An 18,057-nucleotide genomic window follows, 5' to 3' on the forward strand; every position below is an offset into this window, starting at 1 on the left:
CGTGGTGCTGGTGCTGCTGGCCGCCGTCGGCGGCGTCGGCTGGTTCGCCGCGAAGCAGTTCGGGCTGCTCGGCAGTTCCGGCACGACGGCGACGGCTCCGGCCCCGGGCGAGCCGGGCGGGGAGATGCCGCCTCTCACCGAGCCCACCAATCAACCGCCCGCCACCAGCGTGCCGATCCCGTCGCTGGGCCCGACGATCCCGGTGGGCAAGACCCCCGGCTTCATCGCGCTGTCGCCCAACGGCCGGCTCGGCTACATCGCCAACCGCAACGCCGGCGTCATCACCGTCTTCGACACCTCGGTCGACAAGGTCGTCGCGACCATCCCGGTCCAGGCCGGGCCGCCGCAGTACCTGGCCTTCGCGCCCGACGGCAAGCGCGTCTACGTCTCGATCTTCAACGACCAGAAGACGGTCAACGTCGTCGGTGTCCTCGACACGACCAGCAACTCGATCACCTCGACCATCCCGGTCGGCACCGCGCCGTACGCCCTCGCCGTCACCCCCGACGGGTCGAAGCTCTACGTGCCCAACCACGACTCCGGCACCGTCAGCGTGATCGACACCGCGACCGACACCCTCATCCACGACATCAAGGTCGCGCCGAACCCGCACTGGGTCGCCTTCGCCCCCGACGGCAAGACGGCCTACACGGCCAACCACGAGTCCGGCGTGATCTCGATCATCAACACCGCGGACGACACGGTGACCGGTGAGGTCAAGGTGCAGGTCAGCCCGCACAGCCTCGCGGTGTCGCCCGACGGCAAGTGGGTCGCCAACGTCAACTACGACAGCGACTCCGCGACCGTCATCGACACCACCACCCAGAAGGTCGTCGCGACGGTGCCGGTCGGGCACAAGCCGCAGGACATCGCGTGGGCGCCCGACAGCCGGTTCTTCTACGTCACCGGCGTCGAGGGCGACAACCTCACGGTGATCAGCGCGCAGAACTGGGGCGTCACCGCCACCCTGCCGACCGGGGACGCCCCGACCAGCCTCGCGGTCACCCCGGACGGGAAGAAGGCCTACATCACCAACCTCAACAGCGGCACGCTGACCGAGGTCAACCTGACCGGCTGACCCCGGGGCTCCGGTCCCGCCCCACTCCCGGCACCGGCAACGGCACCGGCAATGGCTCCACCCCCGCATGCCTCGGCCGCCGCACGCCTCGGCCGACGAACTCCCGGCTCGCCTCCCGCGAGTCGGGCCCTCACCTCCCGCGAGTCACGTCCTGATGTTCCGCGAGTCGGGAGTTCCGGCGGTGCGAGTCGCGAGCCCGGGCACCGCGGGTCGGCATTGTCGGATGACCGAGTTGCCCATCGCGGTCGCTCCTGCGACTCGCGCCGACATTTCGCGGTGCGCGCCGGGGTACCGCCCTTCGGGGGAATTCTCCGATCGCCCGGTCATTCGTGTTCAGGTCGCCGGACCACGGGTATCGCTCCGCCGGTTCTGGCGTGGGGGTCACCCCCACCCCGGTCGGCGGGTCGGCCCCGGTAGGAGTGGGGCCAGCGTCATCGTCGTCGGCTCGGTCCGGCGGGATGCTTCCTGTCGTTCGACACCGACACCGGGAGGGCCCCGGCGCCAGGACGGAAGGAGAAGCACGATGTCCGCACAGACCGCTCAGCTCGCTCTCGTCACCGGCACCGGCGGCACGGCGCTCTCCCATCGCGACCGCGCCGTCCTGCGCGCCATCGAGGCCGGCCGTGTCCGGCTGTCCGGTGGCTCCGCCCTCGTCGTCGACGGGCTGTTCCTCGCCGACCCGTTCGCCGCCCCGCGCCTCACCGACGCCGGTCTCATCGCCGACGCCGACGGTTCCGTCGCCCTCACCGAGTCCGGTCGCGCCCTGCTCGCCGCCTGAGGTTCCGCGGACCTCCGGCCCCGGCAGGCGCCACCACCTCGGGCTTCCGGCCCTCCTCACGATCCTCGGTGGCCTCGCTCCCGTTCCCACGGTGGGCGGCGAACCGGGCGGCCTGCCACTTCCCCAGCTCCCGGATCCCCATCGCGACCAGCGCCGCGAGCGCGATCCCGACGCCGATGGTCCACGCCGCGTTCGAGCCGGGCGAGGGCGTCGCGGGCAGGCCGGCCGCAGCGTCGCGGGCCGCCTGGTCGTGGTCGTGATGGCCGCCGATCGGGATCGCCTGGACCGCCGCTCCGTACGGGAGCACGAGGGCCGCGCGCGCGGGCGGGGGACGACCCGGCGTCACCAGGTCCGACCACTCGAGGACGGCACCGGACCGGCTCGTCTGCGTCGCCCGGAACCGCACCGGACCCGCGCCGTCGGGCATCCGGCCCACGCGCAGCACGAACTCCACGGGAGCGGCCCCGACGGGACCGCCGTTCCACTCGATCCCCGTCGCCGTGGTCGTGACCTTCCATCCCGACGGTGCCGACGGCTGCGGGTCCTCCAGCGGGCGCGCCGTGGGCAGGTCCACCCGCAGCGCGACGACCGGGTCGGAGGGGTCGTCGTCGGTCACCCGGAACATCACGACGACGTCCCGCGCGCCGGCCTCGGTGTGGTCGGGCGAGAGGGTCACGTCCGCCGCCGCGGCACCGGCGGACAGCGTGCCCAGCCCGACGACCGTCAGGACGATCAGCAGGGCACGCCGGAGCGGGACGACCGCCCGGCCGATCCCCCGCATGCCCGTCTCCTCGCCACTGCTCCCGCCCCGAGGCTCGCCCCTGGGGTGCGGCCGTTACCGCCGCACAGTGCGTGACGACGGTGGGCGCTCGGAACGACCCGGTCAACCTCCCGCGAGCCGGCAGTTCCGGGCCACCGAACCGCACATGTCGGGGGACGACGGGGATGTGCAACTCAGGCACCCGAATTGCCGACTCGCCGAACCCCAAAGCCCAACTCGCCGAAGCCCAGACCCCGACTCGCCGAAGCCCACAGCGCGACTCGCGGAAGCCCAGACCCCGACTCGCGGGAACGGCTCCTACACCGCGCCCAGCACCGGCTCGAAGGCGAGTTCGGCGGCACCCACCAGCTTCCCGTCCCGCCCGAGTGGTGAGACGGCGACGCGGGTGCGGCCGGCCGCGCGGCTGACGAGGCTGCGGCGGTGGAGCTCGTCGCGGATGCGGTCGACGAGCGGGGTGGGGAGGGCGGCGAAGAGGTCGCCCAGCACCACGAGCTCGGGTGCCAGCATGTTCACCGCCGTGACCAGGCCCGTGACCAGCCACTCCGCGAACTCGGCGAGCAGGTCGAGCCGGCCGGGCCGGGACTCGAGGTCCCGCAGCTCGGCCACCAGGACCCCGCGGGGCGTGTCCTCGGGCAGCCCCAGGGCCCGGCACAGCGCCGGCTCGCCCACCTCGGTCTCCCAGCAACCCTGCTCACCGCAGAAGCACGCCCGCCCACCCGGCCGGACGATCATGTGCCCGATCTCGCCGACGTACCCGCCGGACCCCCGCAGCGGCACGCCGCCGACGATGACCCCGCCGCCCACGCCGACGTCGGCGGAGAGGTAGAGCAGGTCGGAGGCGTCCCGCGCCGCCCCGCGGACGTGCTCGGCGAGGGCACCCAGGTCGCCGTCGTTGCCGACGGTGGTGGGCGAGCCGAGCACCGCGGCCAGCCGGCTGCCCAGGGCGATCTCCCGCCAGCCGAGGTTGGGTGCCTCGTGGACCAGACCGTCGGCCCGTCGGATGACCCCGGGCACGGAGATCCCGACCCCCTGCTCCCGGACGCCGAGCTCGTCGCGCAGCAGCTGGGCCGACTCGGCGATGTGCGTGATCACCTCGCCGGGCAGCCGGGTCGTGCGGTGCAGGTTCCAGCTGTGCCGGCCGAGGATCTGGCCGCCGATCCCGACCATGGCCATCGCGACCTGGTCCACCCGGACGTCGACGGCCAGGACGACCGCCGCCTGCGCCTCGGGCAGCACCAGCAGGGAGGGCCGCCCGGCGCCGGTGCGCTGCGCCGGGACGGCCTCCGTGACGACGCCCGCCTCCGCCAGCCCGTCGACCACCGCCTTGATCGTGCTCCGGTTGAGCCCGAGCTCGCTCGCCAGCGTCGCGCGCGTGCAGGGCCCCTCGACGTGGAGGCGGCGCAGCAGCGCGGTCCGGTTGTGCCGGCGCGCGTCGTCGGGACGGGTGCCGGAGGTCGGGACCGAGCGGACTTCTCGCTCGCGGGCTCGCTCGGTCACCTGCCGGCGGCCGCCGACTTCCGCCGGGACAGGACGTCGACGCCCGCCGCGAGCAGCAGCACCAGGCCGGTGATGATGAACACCACCGCGGCCGGCTGCTTGAGCAGGCCCAGCCCGTTCTCGACGGTCGCGAGCACGGCACCGCCGATGACCGCGTTGGAGACCCGCCCCCGCCCGCCGAACAGCGACGTCCCGCCGATGACGGCCGCGCCGACCGCGAACAGCAGCGTGTTGCCGCCACCGGCCGCGGGAGAGACCGACCCGACCTTCGACGAGTAGACGATCGCGCCGATCGCCGCGAACGCCGAGCTGATCACGAACACGGCGGCCCGGATCCGGACGACGTCGATGCCCGCCCGGCGGGCCGCCTCGCGGTTGCCGCCGACGGCGTAGACGTGCCGGCCGAACCGCGTGCGGTCGAGGACGTAGGTCCCCAGCACGAGGAGGACCAGGACGATCGGCACGACATAAGGGATACCGGAGATCGCGATGACCCCCGGCGACCGGTCCTGGGTGAGCAGGAAGGTCGCGACCGCCCCGAGCACGACGACGGCCCCGACCTTGATGAGGACCAGGCCCGTCGGCTGCGCCACCAGGCCCTTGTGGAGCCGGCTGCGCTGCTGGAGGAGCTTGACCGCCGCGTACCCGCCCGCCGCGACGACGAACAGCAGCCACGAGCCCAGCGTCGACAGGTTGCCGTTGGCCACCGCGTTGATCACCGGGTCGCGCAGGCCGAGGGTGCCGCCGTCGCCGATGAGCTGCAGGATCACGCCCTGCCAGGTGATGAACAGGGCGAGGGTGACGACGAAGCTCGGCATCCCCACCCGGGCGACGAGGAAGCCGGTCAGGCAGCCGACGACCACACCGACGCCGATCGCGAGCAGCATCTCGATCCACGGGTTGGCCGGTGCCCCGATCAGCAGGATCACGGCCGTCAGCACGCTGACCACGGCGCCCGCCCACACCCGCACCCAGATCGCCAGCGCTGCGGCCACGAGCATCGCGACGATCAGCACCGCGAAGACGAACCCGCCCATCGCGCCGAGCATGTTGCCGCCGCTCACGAGGTGCAGCGCCATGAGCGCCGCCGCGAGGCCCGACGCCGTGCCCGCGGCGAGGTCGATCTCACCGGTGAGCAGCACGAACACGAGGCCCATCGCGATGATGGTCCGGCCGGCACCCTGCTGGAGGAGGTTCGCGAGGTTCAGCAGGCTGGGGAAGGTGCCGCCGGAGTCGAGGATCGTGAACAGGACGAACAGCGCGGCGAGGCCGAGCAGGGCGGGCAGCGAGCCGAGCTCGCCGCTGCGCAGGCCGCGCAGGTACCCGCGGATCGCCTCGCCCGTGGTCCGGGCGGTGGTGTCGATGCCGAAGTCGGCGGCCCGGTTGCCGGGGTCGGCCTTCTCGGCCGCGGACTTGTGCGTCTCGGGTGCGGTCACTGCCCGACCACCCCTTCCGGTCGGGCCAGCCCGAGGTCCCCGGACCGGCCTGCGGTGATGAGCTCGACGACCTGCCCGTGGGTGACGTCGCGCGTGGGCACCTCGGCCACCATGCGGCCGAGGTAGAGGGTGGCGATGCGGTCGGCGACCTCGAAGACGTCGGCCATGTTGTGGCTGATCAGGACGACCCCGATGCCCTGCTCGGCGAGCCGCCGGACGAGGTCGAGGACCTGCCGGGTCTGCGCGACGCCGAGGGCCGCGGTCGGCTCGTCGAGCAGCACGACCCGGGAGTCCCACAGGACGGCCTTGGCGATCGCGACGGTCTGCCGCTGGCCGCCGGAGAGCGAGGCCACCGGGGTCCGCACGCTGGTGACGGTGCGGACCGACAGCGAGGCGAGGGTGCGCCGCGCCGCCTGCTCCATGTCGGCCTCGTCGAGCAGCCAGGGCCTGCCGCGCTCCCGGCCGAGGAACATGTTCTGGACGATGTCGAGGTTGTCGGCGAGCGCGAGGTCCTGGTAGACGACCTCGATCCCGAGCTTCGACGCGTCGGAGGGGCTGTGCAGCGCGACGGGGTCGCCGTCGAAGAGGATCTCGCCACCGTCGATCGGGTGGATCCCGGCGACGCACTTGACCAACGTCGACTTGCCGGCGCCGTTGTCGCCGACGAGCGCGGTCACCTCGCCGGCGCGCACCGTCAGGTCGACGTCGTGGAGCACCTGCACCGCGCCGAAGCTCTTCGACACGGACCGCAGCTGCAGGATGGGTTCGGACATGCGGACCTCCAAGCGAGGGCGCCCGGCCGGGAGGGGGCGGCACCGATGATCGGCTCCGCCTCCGTCGCCGAGGCTCGGCTCCGCCTCCGGAGCCGATGGTCGGCTCCGCCTCCGGAGCCGATGGTCGGCTCCGCCTCCGCCCCCCGACCGCGCGCCCGGCGGGTTACTTGATGCCGGCCGCGTCGCAGGCGGCCTGCGTGGCCTGCACGCAGATCTCGCTGGCCTTGACGTAGCCCGCGTCCGTCACCGTCTTGACGTTGTCCTTGGTGATCAGCTGCGGGGTGAGCAGCACGGACTTGACCTGGCGGTTGCCCTTGGGGTCGTTCACCGTCTGGGTCGCCGTCTGGTCCGCGGTGGCGGTGTCGCCCTTGGCGAGGGCCGCGGCGAGCTTGGCGGTCGCGTCGGCCTCCTCCTGGATCGGCTTGAACACCGTCATGTACTGGTCGCCGCGCAGGATGGCCTGCAGGCCGTCCGCCGTGGCGTCCTGGCCGGTCACGGCCACCTGGCCGTTGAGCCCGTACTTGGTCAGCACGGTGACGATCGCGCCCGCCAGGCCGTCGTTCGCCGCGACGACGCCGTCGACCTTGCCGCCGTTGCCGGTGAGCAGTTGCTCGAAGGTCTGACCGCCGACCTGGTTGTCCCACTTGTCGATGGCCTGGTTGGCCACGAGCTTGAGCTGGCCGCCGTCGTACATCGGCTTCAGCACGCTCTGCTGGCCGTTGTAGAAGAGGGTCGCGTTGTTGTCCGTGGGCGCGCCCTCGATCTGGATCACCTGGGCGCCCTGCTTGCCCTGCAGCGCCTGGGCGAGGCCCTGGCCCTGCAGCGCGCCGACCTTCTCGTTGTCGAAGGACACGTAGTAGTCGCTCGTGCCGCCGAGGTTGAGCCGGTCGTAGTCGATGACCGGGATCCCCTGCGCCTTGGCCTTGGCCGCGACGGCGTCGCCGCCGTCCGAGCTGATCGACGCGATGACCAGCACCTTCACGCCGCTGGAGATCATCCCGTCGGCCAGGGTGGAGAACTTCTGCTCGTCGCCCTGCGCGTTCTGGATGTCCGGGTCGAGCCCCGCGGCGCGCATGGCCTTGTCGAGCATGGGCTTGTCGAAGCCCTCCCAGCGCGCCGACGTGTCCGTCTCCGGGAGGATGACGCCGACCTTGACGCCGCCGCTGCTCGGCGCGGCCGAGCCACCCGCCGAGCCGCCCGAGGAACCGCCGGAGCTGTTCGCCCCGCACGCGGTGAGGGTGAGGACCAGCCCCAGCCCCAGCGCCGCGATCATCTTCGGCGCACCGTTGAGCGCCGACCTGCCTACCCGCATCCGCCCTCCACCTCACTGTGGACCCGGTGTCCGACGACATCGGGTGAATGTTGTGGGCGACAACGTATGCAACAGAAGTCTGTGATGCAAAGCATGCTGGATCGGTCAAGATCGCAGCAGATCGTCACGATTCGGTCTCGCCGGACGACATTTGTTGCCGCAGTGCCGTTTCCGGGTGCCCAGCGTCACGGATCTGCTCCGCTCCGTGACATCGGGGCCTGCGGCACCGTTGGGCCGCCCGGGCGCGGACCGGCGGAGTGAGACCACTTCCCGCGGCGGCCCGGACGGAACGCCTCCCGCACCTCACCGACCGGCGTGCTCCGTCCGAGAGGTTCACGCTCCGTGTCACCCCGAGCGGCGGCACCGCCGGGGCGGGCGTGGTCGACGCGGCGCGAGCCGCCCACCACCGGATCGGGTGGTCCTCACCCGAGCGCCGCTGAGGTGATGACGCACCGTGACCGACCGCTGTGGTCACTCCCCGTGACGAGGAGGCGCTTCCCGGGGCACCTCGAGGACCTCCGGCGGGCGGTCCCCGTCCCGCGAGCGCAGTGCCACCGCGGCGACGACGGCGGCGATGCCGACCGCCTCGGCCACGCCCGGGAGCTGGCCCAGCGCGAGGAAGCCGATCACCGTCGCGGTCGCCGGGAGCAGGGCCAGCAGCACCGCGAACCGGCCCTGCCCGACGCGCCGCAGCACCACCTGGTCGAGGCCGTACGGGATCACGCTCGACAGCACCCCGACCCCGACGGCGAGCAGCACCACCACCGGGTCGGTCAGCGGTGCGAGGCCCGCGGCCCCGTCGAGGAACAGCACCGGGGAGCACAGGACGGCCGCGACGGTGAACCCGACGGCCATGTCGTCGACGCCGTTCCCGGCCGTCGCGACCCGCTTGCCGAGGAGGATGTAGGCGGCCCACATGACCGCCGCGGCGAGCGCCCACAGCACCCCCGACGGGCTGCCTGACCAGCGCACATCCGCGATCAGGGCCACCCCGCCCGCGGCCAGCACGACGGCCCCGACGTCCCGCGGCCGCCGCGACAGCGCCGCCGCCACCGCCACCGGCCCGCAGAACTCCAGCGCCACCACGGTGCCGAGCGGCAGGCGCGCGATGGCCTCGTAGAACGCGGCGTTCATCAGCGCCGTCGCCAGCCCGAACGGGATCGACCGTTGCAGCCGGGCGGGCCGCCAGGCGGCCCCGCGGGGACGCCGCCACGCGAGCAGCACCAGCCCCGCACCCAAGATCCGTAACACCGCCACGGCCGCGGGCGACAACCGGTCGAACAGCCCGACCGCGAGGGCCGCCCCGACGTACATCGAGGCGCCCCCGACGACGAAGAGCACGGGCGCCGGGACCCGGCGGATCATGCTCGGCGCCACGACCACACCCCCGGTCGCGCTCCGTAGCCGCGACGACCGGACTGTTTACACGCCACACCTTGCGGTGTCACACCGCGCACCGCATCATTCACTCGTAGTCAACTGAATCCGTGTTCGTCATCGGACCGCCACCGCCTCGACGGTCACCCGACCCCGATAGGTCGATCTGTGATTGTCGTCGCGACACGGGACGGGAACACATGCAGGGGTAGTGAACGTCTGCAAGAGTGGGCGCACCGCGCGAGCGGTCGTCACAGCAAGCGACACCGGAGGATCGGTGTCGAGACGGAGGGAGACCGCTATGCAGCCTGGAACCCTGACCCGGCCCGAGTTGACCCTCGCCGACCGCTGTGACCGCTGCGGAGCGGCCGCAAAGGTTCGTGCCGTGCTGCCTTCCGGTGGCGAGCTCCTGTTCTGCGGACACCACGCGCGTGCGCACGCCGACAAGCTGCGCGAGCTCGAGGTGGACGTCCAGCAGGGTGCTGAGTAGGCACGAGTGATGGGCGTGGGGCGACTCCCGGCGCGGTTCTTGTGTGGGTGGTGGTGTGGGCCGGCACCGGGGGGGGCCGGCCCTCTCGTCTGTCCGCTCCCGGCCGCCCCGGGGGAGGGTGACGACCGTCACCGCCACGACCGGATCGTGGCGATGCGCTCCTCGAGCTGCTCGATCGTGGCCATCGCGGTCGGCGGGCCGCCGCAGGCCCGGCGCAGCTCGTTGTGGATCACGCCGTGCGGCTTCTTCGTGCGGTGGTTGTGCAGCGCGACCAGCGTGTTCAGCTCCTTGCGGAGCTTCTGGATCTGCTCGCGCACGGACATCGCGCGCGACGGCTCGGGCGGGGGCGGCGGGGTCGCGCGGGCGCCGGCACCCGACCGGGGGGAGCCCTTGTCGACCCATTCCTGCTGGCGCTGCTGCAGCAACGTGCGGACCTGGTCGGCGTCGAGCAGGCCGGGCAGGCCGATGTACTCCTCCTCGTCGGCGCTGAACGACGCGCCGTCGAAGATCAGCTGGTCGAGCTCCGCGTCGGCGTGCAGCGCGGTGAACGACTTCTCGTCCTCCCCCGGCTCGTCCTGCTGCCGGTTCGCGAGGGCGAGCTCCTCGTCGTTCCACTCCTCCTTGGGCCGGTGCGGCTTGCCGAGGACGTGGTCGCGCTGCGCCTCCAGCTCGCTCGCGAGGCCCAGCAGCACCGGGACGGACGGCACGAACACCGACGCCGTCTCCCCCGGCCGCCGCGACCGCACGAACCGGCCGATGGCCTGGGCGAAGTACAGCGGGGTCGACGCCGAGGTCGCGTAGACGCCCACCGCGAGCCGCGGCACGTCGACGCCCTCGGACACCATCCGGACGGCGACCATCCACCGCTCGTCGGACTTCGAGAAGGACTCGATCCGGTCCGACGAGCCCGCCTCGTCGGAGAGGATCAGCGCCGGCGCGGTGCCGGTGATCTGCTGCAGCAGCGCGGCGTAGGCCCGGGCGGTGTTCTGGTCGGTGGCGATGACGAGGCCGCCGGCGTCGGGCATCCCGCTGTTGCGGTGGGCGTCGAGCCGCTTGTCGGCGGCCGCGAGCACCGCGGGCATCCACTCGCCGCCGGGGTCCAGCGCGGTGCGCCAGGCCATCGCGGTCTGCTCCTTGGTGAGCGGCTCGCCGAGCCGGGCGCTGATCTCCTCGCCCGCGCTCGTCCGCCAGCTCGACGTCCCGGAGTAGGCGAGGAACACCACCGGCCGGACGACGTTGTCGGCGAGCGCGTCCGCGTACCCGTACTGGTGGTCCGAGCGGGACCGCAGGGCGCCCTCGGCGTCCCGCTCGTACTCGACGAACGGGATCGGGTTGTCGTCCGAGCGGAAGGGCGTGCCGGTCAGCGCCAGCCGCCGCTCCGCCGGCTCGAAGGCCAGCTGCACACCCTCGCCCCACGACTTGGCGTCGCCGGCGTGGTGGATCTCGTCGAGGATCACCAGCGTGCGCCGGTTCTCCGTGCGGGCCCGATGGGTGTTGGGGTGCACGGCCACACCGGCGTAGGTGATCGCGATGCCGTGGTAGTCCCGCGACGTGCCGGCCGACGCCCGGAACTCGGGGTCCAGCGCGATCCCGACCGCCGCCGCGGACTGCGCCCACTGGTACTTGAGGTGCTCCGTCGGGGTGACGACGGTGACCGCCTCGATCGTCCGGTCCGCCAGCAGCTCGCTCGCCACCCGCAGCGCGAAGGCGGTCTTCCCCGCGCCCGGCGTCGCGACCGTCAGGAAGTCCCGGGGCCTGGCGGCGAGGTACCGGGCGAGCGCCGAACGCTGCCAGGCACGCAAAGGGCGCGAGCCCGGAGCCGACACCGAGGAGAGTCCCTGAATCGGTACGGATTCGGTTTGCGACACACGTCTCCCTGTCCTGCCGACCTGCCCCCGGAGGGGTGCTGGGGCCGCCGATCAGGGTATCCGGCGGTGAACGCGGGCGATGCCGTGCCCCGACCCGGGCGCGAACGCGCACGTCACGCGCGGCGGGCTGGCCCGCGGCTCCCGGTCCGGGGTACACCTGCGGGCACACCGGGGCGGCTGCGAGGATCGACCGGACGGGCACCGGGGGACGAACCGGGCGGGAAGGAGCGCAGGATGACCCGGGCGGAACAAGACGAGCGGCCGACGGCGCGATCGGTGCGGTCGGTGCGGTCGACCCAGCCGGCCCTGTCGGTGCGGTCCGGCGGGGGCGGGCGATGACCCGGCCCGAGGCCGACGACGCCGCCCTGCCGCTCGACGCCCTGCTCACCGAGGCCGCCCGCGGCCCGCTAGCGCGGCTGCTGCCCGTCGCCCCGGCCGCCCGGCTCGCCGCCGCCGCGCTGCGCTCCCCCGCCGCCACGGCCGGCCGCGCCGCGGGCGTGCTGGCCGATCTCGGCCGCATCGGGCTGGGCGCGCGCCCGGCCGCCGGCCGCACGGACGACCCGCGGCACGCCGATCCCGCCTGGACGGACGACCCGTTGCTCTCCCGCCTGCTCCAGGCGCACAAGGCCACCCGGGCCGCCGCCCTGGAGCTGGTCGAGGACCTCGCCGCCGATCCCGACGACGCCGACCGCCTCCGCGTCGCCGTCGCCCGCCTGGCCGACCTGCTGGCCCCCGGCACCAACCCGCTGCTGCACCCGCGGGGACTGCGCGACGCCCTGCGCTCGGGCGGCACGAGTGCCGTCCGGGCCGTGCGCGCCCTGGCCGCGGACCTCGCGAGCCCGCCCCGGCTGCCCGACGGCGGCGCCCGCCTCGAGCCCGGCACCGAGACCGCGACCGCCCCCGGCGCCGTAGTGCTGCGCACCCCGCTGTTCGAGCTGATCCACTACCTGCCGGCCACCGAGCAGGTCGCCGAGGTGCCGGTGCTGGTGGTGCCGGGCGTGGTCAACCGCTTCCACCTCGTCGACCTCGCGCCCGACCGCAGCCTGGTCCGCCGGCTCGTCGAGGCCGGCCAGCAGGTGTTCGCGCTGTCCTGGCACGACCCGGGCCCCGAGGACGCCGGGCGGGGCCTCGACGCCTACGCGGAGGCCGTCGTCGAGGCGCTGGGGGCGTGCGGACGGATCTGCCGGGTGGACCGGACCACCCTGCTCGGCCTCTCCACCGGGGGGCTGCTGGCCGCGGCCGTCACCGCGCGGCTGGAGCGGCAGGAACGGGTCGCGGCGCTCGTGCTGGCCGGCACGTCGCTCGACCGCGAGCGCTCGCGCACCGGCCCCTCCGCCGCGCCGGTCGACGACGCCGAGGTCCGTGCCGCCGTCACCTCGGTCGGCCGGGCGGGCCTGCTCGACGGGCGCCGGCTCGCCGAGATCCACGCCCTGCTCTGCCCGGAGGCGCTGGTGTGGCCGGCCTGGGAGCGGCGCTACCTCGGCGACGGGGAGACCCGGCCCGATCCGCTGCGCGTCTGGAACCTGGACGCGCAGCCCGTGCCGGCGGCGCTGTTCCGCGATCTCGCCGGGCTGGCGCTCACCGGTGCGCTGACCCGGTCCGGCGCCGCCCAGGTCCTCGGGGGCCCGGTCGACCTCTCCGCGGTCGACCGGGACGTCTACCTGCTCGCCGGCGTCGCGGACCGGGTGGGGAGCTGGCAGGCCGTCTACCGGACCTCGCAGGTGCTGGGCGGCAAGTGCCGCTTCGTGCTGGTCCCGGGCAGCACGGCAGCCGCGGTGGGATACGGGACGAGCGCGCACCGGGTGGCCCCGGGCGCGGTGTCGGCGGGCAACCCGGCCGACGCCGAGCGCTGGCGCGCGGCCTCGCACGTCGAGCAGGGCTCGTGGTGGGAGGACCTCGTCCCCTGGCTGGGCGAGCGGTCCGGTGACGTCGTGGACGCGCCGCCGGAGCTGGGCGGACGCGGGCTGCACCCGATCCACCCGGCTCCGGGCACCTATATCTGAGTCGCTCGTCTCGCCTGGTGCAGCCTCCACCTTCTCCGCACCCATGGACGTCGCGGCCGCCGGAGCCGGGCGACCACACCCCGGGTCACGGCGTCGTGTCCGCGCTCCCCGGCGCCGTTCCGGTGTCTGGCGGTGCGGGCGCGACGCCCGACGGCGGTGGAGCTTCCGACGGGCTCGGGCCGTCCGATCGGTTGCCGGGCTGCGCGGGCCGGTGCAGGGACACCACCCCCGAACCCGGCGTCGTCGGCGGCTGGGCCGGGCCGTAGATCGGGGGCGCCGGCGGGGGCACCGCTCTCGTCGCGGCGGCGCCTACCGGCATCGGAACCGGACCGACCTGCGGCGGAGGCAGGGCCGCGATCGCTGCGAAGACGGCGACGGCCACCGCGGCTCGGGCGAGGCTCCTGGTCATCGGGGTGGCACCCGGTGAAACGGAGTGCACCGGTAGGGGCTCCCTGAGCTCCGTGGCCGGGTTCCCCCGGTACCGCGCCCACGCCGGTACGTCCGTGCCCTTCATGAGGAAGGCGTCGGCGTCGAGCACGGCGCCTTCGCGCATCCGGACGCCGTAGTGCACCCATGCGGCAGTACCGAGGGTGCAGTCACGCTCGATCACGATCCGGTCGGACTTGAACGCACCGTCCTCCAGCGAGTGGGCCTGGATGGTGGTCGCGGCGTTGAGCGTTGCGTAGTCGCCGATCGTGACCAGCGTCTTCTCGGGGATCCCGCAGCCGTCGTCGAAGACCTTGTGCCCGATCCGCACCCCGAGTGTCCACCACACGAGGTTCTTCATCGGGGTGCCGTTGAACAGCGCCAGGAGTTTCCCGCTGCTCAACTTCCAAATGCGCTCGTGCCGCCAGAACCGCCGATCGTAGATGGAGCAGAACCTGGGCTCGAGCGCCCGGAAACCGGTGGCGGCACGTTCGACGAGCACCCTGAACGCGAGCATCAGCACGAGGGCACCGACCGTCGTGGGCGCCATGGCCAGGAATCCGAGGCTGCTGTAGACGTCGACGGCCAGCAGGCCGAACACCGCGACGATGTAGAGATCCACGAAGGTGACGAGCAGGTACAGCACTGCCGTGACCGTGTTGTGCAGGTTCTTGGCCCGCACCCGCCTGCGCCGCTCCTCCCCGGACTTGAGGTGGTGGTCGAACGTGCGGTCGCGATGCACGGAGCGGGGGATCTCGAAGGGTGGCGACCCGAGCAGCCCGACGCCCTCGCGGACCCGACCCGCGAGCGGGACCATCACCTTGGTGGCGAGCAGGCAGTTGTCGCCCGTCCGCGCACCCGCCGGGAAGGCGATGTTGTTCCCCAGGAAGTTCTCGGCCCCGATGACGGTCGGCCGGACCCGGAAGGACGTGCTCGAGTACTCCGCGTTCAGCATCGACAGGCCGTCGGAGACCAGCGTCCCCGAACCCACACGGGACAGGAACGGCGTCTCGTGGCGCACCTCGAGGCCGAAGTTCGACCCGGTCTGCACCACGGGGCTGCCGAGGTCGTAGCCGAGCAGGCGCAGATAGTGCACGATCGCCGAACTGTCGCCGAACAGGGCCGTGAAGAAGGCGAAGTTCGTCAGCCGCTGGACCGTCCGCTGCGCCCAGTACCGGATCCCGTAGAGGGGATACACCGCGCCAGGTCGCAGACCGAGAGCCACCAGCCGGGGAATCGTGAAGACGACGACGAGGCCGAACACCAGCGCGCCGACGGCCGTCACCGACACGTAGACGAGCGCCTGAGAGGCGAAGTTCCACCTGGGCCCGACCACGAGACCCGGCGCCTGCACGTCCTGGAGCAGCGGAAGCCCCCTGAGCAGCTGCACGGCCACGGTCAGGCCGAGCGGCGCGGCAAGGACCGCGACGAACACCAGTTGCCACAGCGAGTACGAGAACCGCCGGAACCGGCCGCACCGGGCCGGGGCGACGGTCCGATGGTCCGCACCGCCCGGCTGCGCGGGTGATCCGTGCCAGGACTGGCCGGCGGGTACGACCTGGCCGGTGTGCAGGGAGGAGGCGTGTCCCAGCTGGGCCCCGTCGCCCATCGCGACGTCGATGTCGAGGACCGTCCGCTCGCCGACCAGTACGTGGGACCCGAGAGTGACCCGCCCGGTCCGGATCCGGCCCGCGTACGCCCGGTAGCCGTTGAAGGACGAGTCCTTGCGGACGACGGTGTCGTCCCCGATCGTCACCAGGTCCGTGCACACGGGCACGTTGCGCGAGAGGATCACGACGTTGCGGCCGACGCGGGCACCGAGCGCGCGAAGGTAGACGTTGAACAGCGGAGACCCGACGAAGAGGGTCAACGGGTTGGCGCGCACGAGGATGCGAACGACCCAGAAGCGCAGGTAGGTCGCGCCCCACAGCGGGAACTCCCGCGCGGTCCAGCGCCCGACGAGCAGCCGTTTCAGCGCGATGGGCAGGACGGACATGACGACGAAGGCGGCGACCGAGAACCCCACGCTGCGCATCAGCATGCTCAGGAACCCGTCCGCCGCGTCCATCCACGCCAGGCCCGTCGTGAACACGACCGAGATCAGGCACGCGAAGGCGAGGTACAGCAGTACCTGGACCGCCCCACACACCACGTACCGGACGGTCGACACGCGGAGGACCTCGTCGGTCGACACGTTCCGGGTCCCGTCGCCCGCCTCCACCACCGCGGCCAGCTTCTCGACGGTCGGGTTCAGGTAGAGCTCCTTCATCGCAGGCGGCGACAGGTCGGTTCCGTTCCGCACCCGGGCGGAGAAGCGGGCCAGCTGCAGGGAGTCGGCGCCGAGCTCCTCGAACAGATGGCTGTCCACGGAGACCCGTTCGAGCCCCAGCGTCTGCGCGAGCAGCCTCGCGAGTACCTGCTCCGTCTCGGTCCTCGGGGCCACGTACTCGCGCGTGTTCGCCATCGCCGGCGTCGTCGGCGCCGGAAGGCGTTTGCGGTCGGCCTTGTCGCTCGTCGTCATCGGGATGACGGGCAGGTGCTCGAGGTAGGTCGGCACCATGTAGGAGGGCAGCCGGTCGCGCAGCACCCGATGGATGTCCGCCGGGTCCACCGAGTCGGTGTCGTGCCGCAGGCTGTAGTAACCGACGAGCGCGACGCTGCCGGGCACCGGCTCGAAGGTGGCGACGACCGCCTGGGCGACACCGGGTACCTCCAGCATCACCGACTCGATCTCGGTCAGCTCGACGCGGTAGCCCCGGATCTTCACCTGGAGATCGATCCGGCCCAGGTACTCCAGCTCGCCGTCGGCGTCGACCCGGCCGAGGTCCCCGGTCCGGTATATCCGTCCTGACGGGTTGTCCCGGATCCCGAGGAAGTCGGGGACGAACACCGAGGCGTTCAGGTCGTCGCGCCCGACGTACCCGGCCGCCAGCCCGACGCCGGCGATGCCGATCTCGCCCACCGCGCCGTGGGGCAGGGCCCGACCCGGATCGTCCGGATCGAGGATGACGACCGCGTAGGTGGGCAAGGGGCGCCCGATCGTCACGGGCCGGTCGGGGTGCACGACCGTCCACGTCGCCGTCACGGTGGCCTCGGTCGGGCCGTAGACGTTGAGGAACCGCCTGTCCTCCCGGTGCCAGCGCACGATCAGGTCGTGCGGGCACGCCTCGCCCGACACCAGGAGGAACCGCAGGCCGGGCAGGTCGTCGTCGATCGTGGCCAGCAGGGTGGGCACGCAACAGAGAGCGCTGACCCGGCGCTCGGTCAGGAACTCCTGCAGCTCGACCCCGACCAGGGTCGACCCCGCCGGCTTGGGCACGAGGGTCGCCCCGACCATCCACGGCACCCAGATCTCCTCGACGGAGAAGTCGAAGGCGATCGTCAGGCCCTGGTACACACGGTCGTCGGACCGGAAGCCGTACACCTCCGCCGCCACCCGCACGAAGTTGCAGATGCTGGCGTGCTCGACCGCGACCCCCTTCGGCCGGCCCGTCGAGCCCGAGGTGTAGATGATGTAGGCGGTCCGGTCCACCGGCTCGCCGCGGTCATGGTCGGCGAGCGGACCGTCGGCACGGATCGCGATCTGCGACGACTCCGTGTCCATGCAGACGACCGGGACGTCCACGTGGCCGAGCCGGTCGCTCAGGTGCTGGGTCGACAGCACCGCACCGACCTGTGCATCCGCAAGGATGTATACGACGCGCTCTGGTGGGAAGCCCGGGTCCAGCGGCACGTACGCCGCGCCCGCCTTGAGCACGCCGAGCATGCCCACGTACGCGCACACCGCGTCGTCGACGAGCAACGCCACGCGCCCGCCGGTACCGACGCCCCGGGCGACGAGGTGTCGGGCCACTTGGTTGGCCCTCGCGTTCAGCTGCGCATACGTCAACGTCTCGGCCACGGCATCCACAGCCAAGTGGTCCGACCGCCCACTCGCGTCCTCGAGTGCACAGCGCCTCTCGAACAGCTGCTCCAGCCGCTCGCCCGGATGCCACCGGACACCACGGCCCGACCCTGGGCCCTCGAGCACCAGATCCGACGGGGCCGGGTTCGACAGGACCGGGTTCGACAGGGCCGGGTTCGACGGGGCCGGGTTCGACAGGGCCGGGTTCGACAGGGCCGGGTTCGACAGGGCCGGGTTCGACGGGGTCGGATCCGCCAGGGCCCCGTCGTCCACCGAGACCCACGTCTCGCGATCGCCCACGGCTCTCACCGTTCCTCGACGCCGCGGCGGCCGG

Annotated in this window: 12 protein-coding genes; 4 read left to right on the top strand and 8 right to left on the bottom strand. The window is 72.9% G+C overall.

All coding sequences use genetic code 11. The annotated features are described in order from the left end of the window. Window positions 1-1,078, top strand: a 1,078-nt coding sequence (locus LWC33_RS05475) for a YncE family protein (RefSeq protein ID WP_233303121.1), incomplete at its 5' end; no start/stop codon positions are given. A 523-nt stretch (window positions 1,079-1,601) separates the two neighbouring features. Then, window positions 1,602-1,856: a hypothetical protein gene (locus tag LWC33_RS05480; protein ID WP_233303122.1), complete on the top strand. Its 255-nt coding sequence runs from the start codon at window positions 1,602-1,604 to the stop codon at window positions 1,854-1,856. Here the strand turns inward: LWC33_RS05480 and LWC33_RS05485 are convergent. From LWC33_RS05485 to LWC33_RS05510, 6 genes are all read right to left on the bottom strand, one after another. After that, entirely contained in the window at window positions 1,822-2,637 is an 816-nt protein-coding gene (locus LWC33_RS05485) for a DUF1775 domain-containing protein (RefSeq protein ID WP_233303123.1), read from the bottom strand. The two genes, LWC33_RS05480 and LWC33_RS05485, sit on opposite strands and share 35 nt — an antisense overlap. A 297-nt stretch (window positions 2,638-2,934) precedes the next feature. Continuing rightward, on the bottom strand, window positions 2,935-4,134 hold the full coding sequence (locus LWC33_RS05490) for an ROK family transcriptional regulator (protein ID WP_233303124.1): 1,200 nt from the start codon (window positions 4,132-4,134) through the stop codon (window positions 2,935-2,937). Continuing rightward, window positions 4,131-5,570 (bottom strand): sugar ABC transporter permease, encoded by a 1,440-nt coding sequence (locus LWC33_RS05495; RefSeq protein ID WP_233303125.1) that lies wholly within the window; start codon window positions 5,568-5,570, stop codon window positions 4,131-4,133. Before LWC33_RS05495 ends, LWC33_RS05490 begins: the two co-directional genes overlap by 4 nt. Further along, window positions 5,567-6,343 carry an ATP-binding cassette domain-containing protein gene (locus LWC33_RS05500; protein WP_233303126.1) on the bottom strand — a complete coding sequence of 259 codons (777 nt, stop codon included), beginning with the start codon at window positions 6,341-6,343 and terminating at the stop codon, window positions 5,567-5,569. Before LWC33_RS05500 ends, LWC33_RS05495 begins: the two co-directional genes overlap by 4 nt. 163 nt (window positions 6,344-6,506) lie before the next feature. Then, on the bottom strand, window positions 6,507-7,655 hold the full coding sequence (locus LWC33_RS05505) for a sugar ABC transporter substrate-binding protein (RefSeq protein ID WP_233303127.1): 1,149 nt from the start codon (window positions 7,653-7,655) through the stop codon (window positions 6,507-6,509). A gap of 471 nt (window positions 7,656-8,126) precedes the next feature. Beyond that, a complete protein-coding gene (locus LWC33_RS05510) occupies window positions 8,127-9,020 on the bottom strand; it encodes an EamA family transporter (RefSeq protein ID WP_233303277.1) in 894 nt (297 codons plus the stop codon). A gap of 313 nt (window positions 9,021-9,333) precedes the next feature. Between LWC33_RS05510 and LWC33_RS05515 the strand changes: the two genes are divergently transcribed. Beyond that, a complete protein-coding gene (locus LWC33_RS05515; RefSeq protein WP_037050289.1) occupies window positions 9,334-9,522 on the top strand; it encodes a DUF7455 domain-containing protein in 189 nt (62 codons plus the stop codon). 128 nt (window positions 9,523-9,650) lie between these two features. Here LWC33_RS05515 and LWC33_RS05520 read toward each other — a convergent pair whose 3' ends face one another. Then, window positions 9,651-11,390 carry a DEAD/DEAH box helicase gene (locus LWC33_RS05520; RefSeq protein ID WP_372476550.1) on the bottom strand — a complete coding sequence of 580 codons (1,740 nt, stop codon included), beginning with the start codon at window positions 11,388-11,390 and terminating at the stop codon, window positions 9,651-9,653. Between the two features lie 335 nt (window positions 11,391-11,725). Between LWC33_RS05520 and LWC33_RS05525 the strand changes: the two genes are divergently transcribed. Continuing rightward, window positions 11,726-13,393, top strand: coding sequence for an alpha/beta fold hydrolase (locus LWC33_RS05525; protein ID WP_233303129.1), 1,668 nt, complete (start codon window positions 11,726-11,728; stop codon window positions 13,391-13,393). Window positions 13,394-13,478: 85 nt separating this feature from the next. On the opposite strand, the gene LWC33_RS05530 is transcribed toward LWC33_RS05525, so the two are convergent. After that, window positions 13,479-18,023, bottom strand: a complete 4,545-nt coding sequence (locus LWC33_RS05530) for a Pls/PosA family non-ribosomal peptide synthetase (protein WP_233303130.1) — start codon at window positions 18,021-18,023, stop codon at window positions 13,479-13,481. Between the last annotated feature and the right edge of the window lie 34 nt (window positions 18,024-18,057).

Source organism: Pseudonocardia terrae (assembly GCF_021343995.1).
Classification (GTDB): domain Bacteria; phylum Actinomycetota; class Actinomycetes; order Mycobacteriales; family Pseudonocardiaceae; genus Pseudonocardia; species Pseudonocardia terrae.